This window comes from Micromonospora sp. CNZ296 (assembly GCF_007827635.1).
On record NZ_VISW01000006.1, the window covers coordinates 19,277 to 32,092 of the forward strand.

Annotated in this window: 12 protein-coding genes; 1 reads left to right on the top strand and 11 read right to left on the bottom strand. The window is 75.3% G+C overall.

Features of this window, described 5'->3' with window-relative positions; genetic code table 11:
• Positions 1–62: 62 nt before the first annotated feature.
• The 11 genes from FB455_RS11925 to FB455_RS11975 are packed head-to-tail and all read right to left on the bottom strand — an operon-like array spanning position 63 to position 11,824.
• Positions 63–812: an enoyl-CoA hydratase gene (locus FB455_RS11925; RefSeq protein WP_013286930.1), complete on the bottom strand. Its 750-nt coding sequence runs from the start codon at positions 810–812 to the stop codon at positions 63–65.
• The gene (locus FB455_RS11930) at positions 809–2,923 is read right to left on the bottom strand and encodes an acyl-CoA dehydrogenase family protein (RefSeq protein ID WP_145753373.1); all 2,115 of its coding nucleotides are present in this window, start codon (positions 2,921–2,923) and stop codon (positions 809–811) included. Before FB455_RS11930 ends, FB455_RS11925 begins: the two co-directional genes overlap by 4 nt.
• On the bottom strand, positions 2,920–3,648 hold the full coding sequence (locus FB455_RS11935; RefSeq protein WP_030268356.1) for a hypothetical protein: 729 nt from the start codon (positions 3,646–3,648) through the stop codon (positions 2,920–2,922). Before FB455_RS11935 ends, FB455_RS11930 begins: the two co-directional genes overlap by 4 nt.
• On the bottom strand, positions 3,645–4,439 hold the full coding sequence (locus FB455_RS11940; protein ID WP_030268357.1) for a CoA transferase subunit A: 795 nt from the start codon (positions 4,437–4,439) through the stop codon (positions 3,645–3,647). The genes FB455_RS11935 and FB455_RS11940 overlap by 4 nt, the downstream gene beginning before the upstream one ends.
• Complete coding sequence (locus tag FB455_RS11945; RefSeq protein ID WP_145753375.1) at positions 4,436–5,311, bottom strand: SDR family oxidoreductase; 876 nt, start codon at positions 5,309–5,311, stop codon at positions 4,436–4,438. Before FB455_RS11945 ends, FB455_RS11940 begins: the two co-directional genes overlap by 4 nt.
• Positions 5,308–6,711 (bottom strand): 3-hydroxyacyl-CoA dehydrogenase NAD-binding domain-containing protein, encoded by a 1,404-nt coding sequence (locus FB455_RS11950; protein ID WP_145753377.1) that lies wholly within the window; start codon positions 6,709–6,711, stop codon positions 5,308–5,310. The genes FB455_RS11945 and FB455_RS11950 overlap by 4 nt, the downstream gene beginning before the upstream one ends.
• Entirely contained in the window at positions 6,708–7,874 is a 1,167-nt protein-coding gene (locus FB455_RS11955) for a thiolase family protein (protein ID WP_145753379.1), read from the bottom strand. Before FB455_RS11955 ends, FB455_RS11950 begins: the two co-directional genes overlap by 4 nt.
• Positions 7,874–9,208: an AMP-binding protein gene (locus tag FB455_RS11960; RefSeq protein WP_145753380.1), complete on the bottom strand. Its 1,335-nt coding sequence runs from the start codon at positions 9,206–9,208 to the stop codon at positions 7,874–7,876. Before FB455_RS11960 ends, FB455_RS11955 begins: the two co-directional genes overlap by 1 nt.
• A complete protein-coding gene (locus FB455_RS11965; protein WP_071094511.1) occupies positions 9,205–9,843 on the bottom strand; it encodes a TetR/AcrR family transcriptional regulator in 639 nt (212 codons plus the stop codon). Before FB455_RS11965 ends, FB455_RS11960 begins: the two co-directional genes overlap by 4 nt.
• Positions 9,840–10,673, bottom strand: coding sequence for a cyclase family protein (locus FB455_RS11970; protein ID WP_145753382.1), 834 nt, complete (start codon positions 10,671–10,673; stop codon positions 9,840–9,842). The genes FB455_RS11965 and FB455_RS11970 overlap by 4 nt, the downstream gene beginning before the upstream one ends.
• Positions 10,670–11,824, bottom strand: a complete 1,155-nt coding sequence (locus tag FB455_RS11975) for an acyl-CoA dehydrogenase family protein (RefSeq protein ID WP_145753384.1) — start codon at positions 11,822–11,824, stop codon at positions 10,670–10,672. Before FB455_RS11975 ends, FB455_RS11970 begins: the two co-directional genes overlap by 4 nt.
• Before the next feature lie 215 nt (positions 11,825–12,039).
• Between FB455_RS11975 and FB455_RS11980 the strand changes: the two genes are divergently transcribed.
• Entirely contained in the window at positions 12,040–12,807 is a 768-nt protein-coding gene (locus FB455_RS11980) for an enoyl-CoA hydratase-related protein (RefSeq protein ID WP_145753386.1), read from the top strand.
• Positions 12,808–12,816 lie beyond the last annotated feature (9 nt).

Sequence of the window (12,816 nt, forward strand, 5' to 3'; positions counted from 1 at the left end):
GCGGCGTGACGCCGCCGGGCGGGGCGCACAGCGGCGCCCCGCCCGGTCCCGCGGCGGACGGGTCACCTGCGGAACGCGGCCACCGCCTCCTGGATCGCCGGCCCGGTCGCCGAGGACGCCTGGGCCCACGACTCGAACTCCAGCGCGGCGGCGAAACCGGCCGTCTCCGCGGTGCGCACCGACGTCTTGATGTCCCGGGCCAGCGCCGGGTCCAGCGCCGCCCACCGTTCGGCGCGCTCGTGCGCGGCCGCCAGCGGGTCGTCGGCGAGCGTCGCGGCGAGCCCGACGCGTACCGCCTCGGGGCCGTCCACGCTCCCGCCGTCGAGCAGCAGTTGCAGGGCGCGTTCCGGGCCGAGCGCGCGGGTGAGGAACCAGGTGCAGCCCCCGCCGGGGTGCAGGCCGAGCTTCGTGAACGAGGCGATCAGCTTCGCCTTCGGCCCGACGATCCGGGTGTCGCACGCGAGCGCCAGGTTCAGCCCGGCGCCCACCGCCGGTCCCTGCACCGCGGCGATCGTCGGGATCGGCAGCGCCCGTACCCGCAGGAAGCTGTCGTAGACGCGGTGCAGGTCGGCGCGGATCTCCGCGACGCCGCGGCCTGGTTCGCCGAACATGGCGGGCAGGTCGGCGCCGGCGCAGAACGCCGTGCCCGCGCCGGTGACCACGAGCGTGCGGGCGTGCCGGTCGGCCGCCACCTCGGCGATCGCGTCGCCGAGCGCGTCGCGCATCTCCGCGTCGATGGCGTTGCGCCGGTCCGGGTCGTTCAGCGTGAGCGTCCAGCGCCCGTCCGCGTTGTGCAGTTCCACTTTGCTCATGACTCAGCCTCCTGATCGGTCAGCCAGGACCAGACGCCCGCGCTGCCGCGCGGCACCAGCGCCGCACCGAGCGTGGCGGCCCAGAACTGCTGGGTGCCGTTCTCGTCCCGCCAGGACCAGAGCCTGCGGGTGGACAGGTGCAGCGGGTGCTCGCGGGTGACGCCCATCGCCCCGTGCAGCTGGTGCGCGCCGCGCGCCACGATCGTCGCGGCCCGGCCGGTGAGCACCCGGGCGGCGGCGACCCGCAGCGGGTCCGGCCCGGCCAGCGCGGCGTCCAGCGCGGTGCCGGCGAGCAGCGTGTGCGCGGTCATCCGGGCCAGGGTCTGCCCGACCGCCTGGAACGCCAGCAGCGGCCGGCCGAACTGCTCCCGCGTCGTCACGTGCTGCCGGGTGTGCTCCACAGCCGTCTCCAGCGCGCCGGTGAGCGCGGCGGCGGTCAGCAACGCCGCCTCGGCGCGTACCGCCCCGGCGGGCGCGACGCCGGTGAGCCGCATGTCGCCGGTGACCGGCACGTCGAACACGACGTCGTCGCGCGGCTCGGCGGCCAGGTTGCGGCCGGGCGTGACCCGCACGCCGGGGTGGTCGGCGGGCAACACGAACGCCTCGTCGCCCGCGTACACCAGCAGTGTCCGCGCGGCGGCGGCCCACGGCACGCGGGCAGCCGTGCCGCGCAGCCGCCCGCCGGCCACCGCGAGCCCGTCGCCGGCGACCACGGTGGCGACGCCCTCGGGCAGGCCGCGACCGGCGGCGGCGAGCTGCCGGGCGGCCAGCACGGTCCCGGCCAGCGGCAGGGAGACACCGTGGCGACCCAGCCCGCGCACGAGCGCGGCCAGGTCGGCGAGCGTGCCGCCCGAGCCGCCCGCGTCCTCCGGCACCGACACCCCGGTCCAGCCCAGCCCGTGCACTGTGGACCAGAGCGTGGGCAGGCCGTCCGGGTCGCCGCCGTGACCGCCGAGCACGTCGTCGGTCAGCTCCCGCAGCTCGTCGCCGCCGCGCCGGGGCGCGCGGGCGGCGCCCTTGGCGATGATGGTGCGCAGCACCTCGGTGGTGCCGCCGCGGATCGAGAAACCCGGCGCGGCCAGCAGCCCCTGGGCGAGCAGCCCGGCCGGTCCGTCGCCGTCGGGGTCGGGCTCGACGTCGAGCACGGTACGGGCGATCTCGTTGACGTCGGCCTCGAACTCGGTGCCCAGGTCCTTCAGCACCGCCGCGGCGTGCACCGGGGCCTGCCCGGCGTCCAGCTCACCGGCGATGCGCCAGGCCAGGCCGCGCAGCCCGGCCAGCCGGGCCAGCGCCTCGCCCAGCGCGGCGTCCGCGTCCCGCCGCGCGGCGCACGCGTCGACGGTGGCGGCCAGCAGCGGGTACGTGCTGAGCACCCGCTCCATCCCGCCGCGCTCGAAGGACAACTGCTCGGTGACCTGCGTCCAGCCGTTGCCGGCGGTGCCCAGAACATGGTCGCCGGGCACCCGCACGTCGTCGAAGACGACCTCGTTGAAGTGGTGCTCGCCGCGCAGATCGACGATCGGCCGGACGGTGACGCCGGGCGCGGACATGTCCACGATCAGCTCGGTCAGGCCCTCGTGCCGGTCGCCGCCGGTGCCGGTGCGGCACAGCACGTACGCGTGCGTGGACCGGTGGGCGTGACTGGTCCAGATCTTGCCGCCGGTGAGCCGCCAGCCGTCGCCGTCCGGGCGGGCGGTGGTGCGCACCGAGGCGAGGTCGCTGCCGGACTCGGTCTCGCTCATGCCGAGGCAGAACGTCACCGCACCGGCGGCGATCGCCGGCAGGTACCGCTCGCGCAGCGCGGGGGAGCCGTACCGCAGGACGGCCGGGCCGATCTGCCGGTCCGCGATCCAGTGCGCGGCCACCGGCGCCCCGGCGCGCAACAGTTCCTCGGTGACCACCAGCCGGGCCCGGTTCGAGCGGGCCTGCCCGCCGTACTCGCGCGGCCAGGTCAGGCCGATCCAGCCCCGGTCCGCCAGCGCGCGGCTGAACTCCGTGTCGTACGAGCGCAGCCACGCGTCGCACACCGGCCGGAACCGGTCGCCGTCACGCCACTCACCGACCAGCTTCCGTACCTGCCGGCGCAGCTCACCGAGATCGTCGTCAGTCATCCTCTGTCCGTTCCCTTCGCCACTGAGTAGCCCCGTACGGCGGCGCGCCGCAGCACGCCCACGGCCGCGGCGCGTTCGGCCGCGGCGACCGGCGGCCGGGGCGCCGCGCCGTCGACGGGTACGCCGAGCGCGGTCAGGTGGGCACGCAGCACCTCGCCGTCCGCGGTGACCTCCTCCAGCCGCGGATCGGCGCCGAGCCGCACCACGCCCCACCGGGTGTGCAGCCGCACCAGCGCGTCCGGGGCGGGCGCGGCGGTCACGTGCTCGACCGCGCGCACGATCCGGCGTGGATCCCGTGCGCCGTGCAGCAGCACCAGTTCCCGTGCCGCCGCCGCGATGTCGGCGGCGCCCCCGCCGCCGGGCAGCCGCACCGTGGGCCGCTCCCGGGGGCCCAGGTACGACGAGTTGATCCGGCCGCGCAGGTCGACGTTGCCGGCGTCGAGCACCACCCGGTCGAACCGGTGGCCCATCGCCAGGAGCACGTCGGCGGTGCCGCCCAGCCAGCCGAACCCGCCGGCGTACGCCGGGTAGTCGGTGGTGCTGGTCGGCACGTCCGCGCCGGGCCGGTGCGCGCTGGCGCCGGCCTCGAAGACCTGGCTGAACGGTTCGCCGGGCAGCGCGTACGCGCACTGGCCGGCGAGCACCGGCCAGTGGAAGCCGGTGAACACCCAGCCGCCGCGCCGGAACTCCCGCGCCGCCCGGACCAGGAAGTCCGCTGTGGTCACAGCACCTCCTCGGCCAGCCACCGCCGGAAGCCGTCGGCGGTGGCCGAGCGGCGGGCATACCGCTGGTACGCCTCGACGTCACGCGGGTACCGGCCGACCGCGCCGTCGGGGTGTACCGCGCCGGGGGACTCGACCACCGCGTCGACGAGCAGCCCGGGGATGCTGATCCCGGCGGCGCGTACCGTCTCGGCGTCGGTGACCTGCTCGGCGACGAGCACGGTGCGCCGGGCCGCCTGGGCGGCCACGAGCACCTCACCGAGCGGGCCGCGGATCACCCCGTTGCCGTCGGCGTCGGCCAGGTCCACGTGGACGAACGCCACGTCGGGCCGCTCGGCGCGGACCACCCGGGCCGGCCCGAACGCCGAGTCCACCGAGGACAGCCGCCCCCGGCTCCAGTCCTCGTCCAGGTAGCCGGTGCCGGGCAGGTCCGGCACCGGCATGAACGGCACCCGCCAGGCGCCCGCGGTGAGTGCTGCGGTGAGCAGCCCGAGGCTCAGCTCGTGCAGCGTGACGCGGGTGTCGCCGTCCTGCGTGGCGCGCCGGAAGTTCCAGGCGGGCGCCGGGCCGACCGGGCTCCAGCAGTGGCCGTACGTGGCCGAGCGCAGCACCCCGGCGCCGAGCAACTGGTCCATCAGCAGCCCGCCGGAGGCGATCACCACGTCCACGTCCCGGATCCGCTGCCGGATCATCTCGTGGCCCACGGCGAACAGTTGCGCGCCGAAGTTGCCCAGGTAGACCCGCCGTCCGGGGCGTACGTGCTCGGCCACGACGTCGGCGAGGGCGCGGCTCACCGGTACGCCTCCGCCAGCATGTGCAGCCCCGGTCCCAGGTGTGCGCCGCCGTCGAGCTGGATGAGCTGGCCGGTCATCATGGCGGCGGCCGGGCCGGCCAGGAACGCCACCAGCTCGGCGACCTCCTCGGCGCGGGTCGGGCGGCGCAGCGGCGTGGCCCGGTCCACCAGGTTGTCCCGGACGTGCCGGTCGGCCTCGGCGTCGAGCGCGGCGGTGTGCACCGTGCCCGGTCCGAGGCAGTTGAGCCGGATACCGTCGGCGGCCCACTCCAGGGCCAGCGTGCGGGTCAGCCCGAGCACGCCGGCGCGGGCCGCGACGGCGTGCGCCATGCCCTGCCCGCCGCGTTCCACCCCTGACAGCGACATGTTCACCACCGCGCCGCGGGTGCGCCGCAGGTACGGGTACGCGGCGGTGGTCAGGTGGAAGACGCTGGTGAGGTTCAGGTCGACGACTGCGGCCCAGCCGCCCGCCGAGATCCGCGTGGCCGGGGCGAAGAACTGCCCGCCGGCGTTGTTCACCAGCAGGTCGATGCCGTGCGCCTCGCCTGCCTCGGCGAGGGTGGCTGCGGCGCGGTCGTGGTCGCGGACGTCGCAGACCGCGTACGTGTAGCGGCCGCCCCCGGTGGCCGCCTCGCCGGTGATCGCCTCGCCGGTGATCGCCTCGCCGGTGATCGCCTCGCCGGTGATCGCCTCGCCGGTGGCGGCGAGCGTGTCGGCGTGCCGGCCCAGCCCGGTGACGTGGGCGCCCAGCTCGGCCAGGCGTATCGCGACCGCCCGGCCGATGCCGCTGCCGGCGCCGGTGACCACCGCGCGCCGCCCGGTGAGCACACCCGCGCGCAGCACGGCCACGCCGGTGTCGTCCCCCCGCGTCACCGGGCGGCCCTCGCCTCACCGATCGCCTGCCGCCGCAGCAGTTGCGCCGGCCGGTAGCGGGGGTCGCCGAACGCGTCGGCCATCGACCGCAGGGCCTCGTACACGGTCCCCGCCCCGGCGGCCCGCAGCGTCTCGAACGGGCCGCGCGGATGGTTCATCGCCAGGCGCAACGCCACGTCCACGTCGTCGGCGGTGGCGGTGCCCTCCTCGACCACAGTGGCCGCCTCGTTCACCAGGCAGTGGGCGAGCCGGTCGCCGACCAGGCCGGGCAGCGCCGGCACCCGCACCGACGACGCGCCGAGGTGATCCAGCAGCCGGTCGACGAAGCCGGGGACGGCGACGCCCGCGACCGGGTCCTCGACCACCTCGGCGAACACGGCGTCGTCGGCGCGCCGGTGCAGCCGGATCCAGCCGACGTCGGCGGGCAGCACCTCGGCCCAGCCGGCGTCGGAGCTGTCCAGCACCACGTTCTGCTGGGCCGCCAGCCGGGCCAGCTCCGCCACCCGCTGCGGGGTCGGCGCGCCGAGGCTCACCACGCGGGCCGCCGGACCGTTCGGCGGCCCGGGCCGCCGGACCACCCGGGCGTTGGCGTCGCGCGGCGCCTCGGTGGCGTAGTCGTAGAAGCCGCGGCCGGCGGCCTTGCCGGTCAGGCCGGCCCGGACCAGGCCACGCACCTGGGGGATGGGCCGGTAGCGGGGGTCGCCGAACTCGCGCAGCGCGGTCTCCGAGGAGGCCAGGTGGGTGTGCAGCCCGGTGAAGTCGAGCAGTTGCAGCGGACCCATCGGGTGCCCGAGCGCGCCGCGGGCGACCGCGTCCACCACCGCCGCCTCGACGCCCTGCGCGAGGAGGAGCTGCGCCTCGTAGTACAGCGGGCGGCAGACCCGGTTGACGATGAAGTTCGGCGAGTCGCGGCACACCACAGCGGTCTTGCCGAGCGACTCCACGAGCGCCAGCGCCCGCCGCACCGTCGCCTCGCCGGTGGCCGCGCCGACGATCACCTCCACCAGGCGCATCCGGGTGGGCGGGTTGAAGAAGTGCAGCCCGAGCAGGCGTTCCGGGGCGCCGAACGCGCGGCCCATCTCGTTGACGCTCAGCGACGAGGTGTTGGAGGCGACGAGCAGGTCCGGCCCGCCCGCGGCGGCGACCCGGGCGAGCAGGTCGCGCTTGGCGGCCATGTCCTCCACGATCGCCTCGATCAGCACGTCCGCGCCGGCGAGCGCGGTCTCGACGTCGGCGGCGGCGCCGAGGTCGCCGGTGGCACCGTCGGCGCGGATCCGCTCCAGGCCGGCGCGGCCCAGTTCGGCGGTGGCGTCGACGACCCGGACGGTGTGCCCCGCCCCGGCGAGGACCTGCGCGATGCCCCGGCCCATCGGCCCGAGGCCGACCACGACGGCGATCACCGGGTCACCCGCTCGATCACGGCGGCGATGCCCTGTCCGCCGCCGACGCACAGGCTCGCCACGCCGTACCGGCCGTCGCGGCGGGCCAGTTCGTGCAGCAGCGAGACGATCAGCCGGGCGCCGCTCTGTCCGGTCGGGTGGCCGAGGGCGATCCCGCCGCCGTTGACGTTCACCCGCTCCTCGTCCAGGCCCAGCGCGCGCACGTTCTGCACGATCTGCGCGCCGAACGCCTCGTTGATCTCGAACAGGTCCACGTCGGCGACGGTCAGCCCGGCCCGGCGCAGGGCCAGCGGGATCGCCTCGGCCGGCCCGACGCCCATCATCGTCGGGTCCACGCCGACGGCCGCGAACCCGACGATCCGGCCCAGCGGGGTCAGCCCGTACCGCCGTACCGCCTCGCCGCCGGCCACCACGACCGCGGCGGCGCCGTCGGCCATCTGGCTGGCGTTGCCCGCGGTGACCGTGCCGCCGTCGGTGAACGACGGGCGCAGCCGGGCGAGCCGTTCCGGTGTGGTGTCGGGGCGTACCGTCTCGTCGCGGTCCAGCTCGTCCAGCGGCAGGACCTCCTGCGCCATCGCGCCGGACTCCCAGGCCCGGGCCAGCCGCTGGTGGCTGCGCGCCGACCAGGCGTCCTGGTCGGCGCGGGACACGCCGAACTCGCGGGCGACCTTCTCCGCGGTCTCGCCCATGCTCATGCCGCAGATCGGGTCGGTGCCGCCGTCGCGCCAGCCGTCCTGGAGCAGGACGTCGCCGCGGCGCACGCCGTCCCAGCGCAGCGTGTACGGCGCCAGGTACGGCATCGTGCTCATGCTCTCCGCGGCCACCGCCAGTGCCACGTCGGCCTCGCCGGACCGCACCGACCGGTGCGCGAGCTGCACCGCCTTGAGCCCGGAGGCGCAGGCCATGTTGATGGTCTGCGCGGGCGTCGGCACCGGCACGCCCGCCGCCAGCGAGATCTGCCGTCCCGGGTTCGGGCCGTTGCCCGCCTGACGGCAGTTGGCGACCACCGTCTCGTCCACCGCCTCGGCGGGCACCCCGGCCCGCGCCAGCGCGGCGGCGCCGGCCAGCCCGCCCAGGCGCACCACCCGCACGTCGCGCAGCGCGCCGCCGTACCGGCCGTGCGGGGTACGCACGGCGCCGACCAGGAACGCTTGCCTGTCCATCACGGAACCTTCCGGTCGGCGCGTACGACGCGCTTGCTCTTGTGGGTGCTGCGCGGCAGCGTGCCCTCGGGGACGGTCTCCACCACCGCGCGCACCGTCAGCTCGGCGCGCACGGCGTGCGCCAGCTCGCGGGCCACCCGCTGGTCGTCGCCGGTCACCTCGACGCGCAGCTTGATGCCGGTGAGGTAGCCGGTCGCCGGGTCGGCGACGTCCTCGTCGAGGACGATGAGGTATTCGCCGCAGGTGCCGGGCGTGGCCCGGACGACCTGCTCGACGGCGGAGGGGAACAGGTTCACCCCGCGTACCACGAGCATGTCGTCGGCCCGGCCGACGACGCCGCCCGGCAGCCGGGCGAGCGTGCGCCCGCACGGGCAGGCGGTGCTGTCGCGGACCACCACGTCGCCGGTGGCCCACCGCACCAGCGGGCTCGCCCGCTTGTCCAGGTGGGTGAGCACCAGCAGGCCGGGTGCGCCGTCGGGCACCGGCTCGTGGGTGTACGGGTCGAGCACCTCGGCGTACGCGAAGTCCTCGGCCAGGTGGCCGCCGGCCTGTTCCTCGCACTCCCAGGCGATCGGCTGGAACTCCAGGCTGCCGTACCCGTCGAAGCACTTGGCGCCCCAGCGCTGCTCGATGTGCGCGCGGGTGGCCGGCACCCCGGCGCCGGGTTCGCCGCCGACCTGGATCCGCCGCACCGGCGAGTCGCGCAGCGGCGTGCCGGCGCGTTCCGCGGTCTCGGCCAGGTACAGCATGAACGACGGCGTCCCGCCGACGGCTGTGGTGCCGTACCGGAAGATCGTGTCGATCTGACGCTGGGTGTCGCCGGACCCAGCGGGCAGCAGCGTCACGCCGATGCGCTGGTAGCCGGCTGTCGCGCCGAGCCCGCCGACGAACCAGGCGTAGCTGAACAGGCACTGGTACACGTCGGTGTCCCGCACGCCCTGGCTGTACGCGGCCCGCGCGTACAGGTCGGCCCAGCGGTCCAGGTCGTGCGCGGTCCACAGCACCGGGGTCGGGTTCGAGGTGGTGCCGGAGGAGAAGTGCACGCGGCGGCGGTCCGCGACCGGCGCGGCGACGGCGCTGCCCCACGGCGGGTGGGCGGCCAGGTCGGCCACGTAGTCGGCCTTGCCGACCAGCGGCAGGCGGCGCAGGTCGGCCAGTTCCCGGACGTCGCCCGGGTGGAAGCCGAGCGCGTCCCACCGGGTGCGGTAGAAGTCGCTGGCGGCGTACACGTAGGACAGTTGCGCCTTCAGGCGGGTGAGCTGGTACGCGGCCAGCCGCTCGCGCGGCCACGTCTCGGCCTCGTGCCAGTGGCGCTCGGAGAACGGCCCGGTCATCGCGGGCTCCGGCGCAGCCCGCCGACGATGAAGTCGGCGTACTCGTCGGCGAGCCGCTGACGGGTGTTGTAGTCGCCGCGCTGCGGGTCGTACCAGAGGCTGATCCAGTTCAGCGCGCCGAGCAGCGGTTTGGTGGCCAGCCGGCTGTCCACCTCGCGGAACACCCCGGCCTTCCGGCCCTCGTCGATGACGTCGGCGAAGATCTGCTCGTACCGGTCGCGCATGGCGATCACGGTCTCCAGCGCCTGCTGCTGGGCCGGGGCCTCGCCGAGACGGCGCATCTCGACCGCGCGCATCGCCACCCGCTGGAACGAGTTGCGGGTCATCATCAGCCCGGCGTGGTGGTGCGCCATCCGCCAGAGCCGGGTGGCCGGGTCGAGGCCGCCGTTGCCGGCGATCGGCTCGATCCCGTCGATCAGCTCCTGCATGCCGGTGGTGACGATGTCCAGGAAGACGTCCGCCTTGGCCCGGTAGTAGTGGTAGACCCGGCCCTTCGTGGCGCCCATCTCGCGGGCGATGTCGTCGATGGTGGTGGCCGCGTACCCGTTGCGGGTGAACGCGGTGGCTGCGGCCTCCAGGATGTCCCGCCGGCCGGGGGCGGGCGGGCGCGCGGTGGTCTCGTCGTCGGCGGTCATGCGGTGGTCTCCGGTGCGGTGGTGTCGGGTACGACGGCGAGCGGGCGGATCGGTGACCCGGTGCCGCCCCGGATGGACAGCGGGGCGGCGATGAAGAAGAAGTCCCAGACCTCCTCGGCGGCCAGCGGCGCGAGGTTCATCGCCTCCATGATCGGCACGCCGTGGTCGACGAGCAGGTGGCAGTGCACCGCCAGCGCGGGGCTGGGCATGTGCTCGAACGCGATGGTGTCCGCGCCGGCAGCCACCACGCCGTGGTCGGTGAGCCAGCGCGCGCCGCTGACGTCCACGCCGGGTGCGCCGGTGGCGACACCGAGGTACGCGGCGTTGTCCGTCCACTTCTCGTCCCAGCCGGTACGCACCAGCACCACGGCGCCGGGGCGGGGGCGGGGCCGGTCGGCGAACCAGCGCTCGAACAGCTCCGCGCCGACGCCGTCGGCGGGTGTCAGCGGCCGGCCGAGCGCGACTGTCGCGTCCACCAGGTGACCGGGCGCCAGCATCGGCGGCAGCTCGTGCACCGACACGTCCGGCACCCCGCCGGCGTACGACTGGCTCGCGGTCACGTCCACCCCGCCGTACACCTTGCCGAGCCGGGAGACGTGGGCGAGCCCGTCGACGTGGGTGCCCACGTGCCCGCCCGTGGTGATCATCTCGGCGGCGGCGGAGACGCCGTCCGGGTACATGATCTCGCCGTGCCGCTTGGTCAGCGTGAAGCTGTACGGCGGGTGGTTCGGGTGGTGCGGGATGCCGGTGTACATCTGCTGCGCCAGGTCGAACACCCGGGTCGGGCCGGACGCGGGCCAGTCGACGTTCAGCCGCCAGGGCGCGCTCATGCCGCCACCGACGCCTTGATCGCCCGGCCCAGCACCAGCCGCTGGATCTCCGAGGTGCCCTCGTAGATCTCCAGGATCCGCTGGTCCCGGTAGAGCCGCTCGGCGGGGCAGGGCTTGCAGAAGCCGTCGCCGCCGAACACCTGCACGGCCGTGTCGACCGCCCGGTGTGCGACCTCGCTGGCGTACAGCTTGGCCATCGCGCCGAGGACGCCGACGTCGCCGCCCTCCTGATGGGTGCGGGCGGCCTCGAAGGTGATCATCCGGGCGGCGGTGATGCCGGTGGCGACGTCCGCCAGCGGGAACGAGATGCCCTGGTTGTCGATGATCGGCCGGCCGAACGTCTCCCGCCGGGCCGCCTCCCGCGACGCGACGTCGAAGCCGGCCAGGGCGACGCCGAGCGACTGGGCGGCGACGCTGATCCGCCCGGCGGACAACGTCTGCATGGCCAGCCGCATGCCCCGGTTCAGGTCGCCGAGCACGTCGCCGTCGGGCACCCAGGTGTCCAGCTTGAGGTTGCTGGTGAGCGTCCCGCGGATGCCCATCTTGTCCTCGTACCGGTCGATGACCACGCCGTCGGCGTCCTTGTCCACCAGGAACGCGGTGATGCCGCGGGTGCCGGCCTGCGGGTCGGTGAGCGCGAAGACCACGTAGTAGCGCGACGCGCCGCCGTTTCCGATGTAGATCTTCTCGCCGCGCAGCCGCCAGCCCGCGCCCTCGCGCTCGGCTGTGGTGCGGATCCGGGCGGCGTCGCTGCCGGCGCCCTCCTCGGTCAGCGCGAAGCTGATCGCCTCGCCCCGGGCCAGGCCACCCAGGTAGCGCTCGCGCTGCTCGGGGGTGCCGGCCAGCACCAGCGGGGTCGCGCCGAGCGCGTACGCGGTGAGGATCGCGCCGGTCGACGGGCAGGCGCGGGAGACCTCCTCGATGACCGCGCAGGCGGTCACGAACGACGCGCCCCGCCCGCCGTGCTCGCGTTCCACGAGCAGCCCGGCCAGCCCTTCCTCGACGAGCACCCGCACGCTCTCCCACGGGTAGCGCTGCTCCCTGTCGAGTTCCTCGGCCAGCGGCGCGAAGTGGCGCGCCGCCACGTCCCGGGCGAGGTCGCGCCAGTGGCGGCCCTCGTCGTCCAGGCGTGGCTCCCAGATCACGGACACGTGGTGCCTCCCGGTTCTCCGGCGCGGGCCGGTCGTTGCGCCGCACGCCATACCGTTGCGTATGTCGAGATGTCTAGGCGGCGCGCTGGAAGCGTGTCAAGCGCTTCCCGGATGCTGTTTTCCCTTGTGTCGCGCGCTTGCCTAGCCGCCCACGGGGATCTTGACGACATACCAAAGAGTATGTTCGCCTGGTGCGGACGACAGGGAGGTGATCCGTGGAACCCGTCGGTTACGCGGTACACGACGCGGTGGCGGTCGCCACCATCGACCGGCCGCAGACACGCAACGCGCTCAGCGCCGACGTCCTGCGCGCGCTCGCCGCGGCGATGGACCGGGCCGAGGCCGACCCGGCGGTACGGGTGCTGGTGCTGACCGGCGGCCCGCGGCTGTTCGCCTCCGGCGCGGACATCCGCGAACTGCGCCGCACGTCGCCCGCCGACTACCTGCTCTCCGAGCGGCTGGAGTGCTGGAACCGGTTCGCCCGCTTCGGCAAGCCGGCCGTCGCCGCGGTCGCCGGATACGTCCTGGGCGGCGGGTGCGAACTGGCCATGACTTGTGACGCGGTGGTCGCGGCCGACTCCGCCGTGTTCGGCCAGCCGGAGATCAACCTCGGCATCATCCCCGGCGCGGGCGGCACCCAGCGCTGGGCCCGCGTCGCCGGCCGGTTCCGGGCCGCCGAGCTGGTGCTGGGCGGCCGGCTGGTGGACGCCTGGACCGCGCAGCGGATGGGCCTGGTCAGCCAGGTGGTGCCAGCCGAACGGGTGGTCGAGGCCGGGATCGCGCTGGCCGCCTCGATCGCCGCCCGCAGCCCGGTCGCGGCCCGGCTCGGCAAGCAGGCGCTGCGTACCGCCGAGGAGGTCGGCCTGACCGCCGGCCTCGCCCACGAGCGTTCGCTGCTGCTGACGCTGCTGTCCACCGACGACCACATCGAGGGCATCGACGCGTTCCTGGAGAAGCGTCCGGCCCGCTTCACCGGCCGATAGGAGAGACAC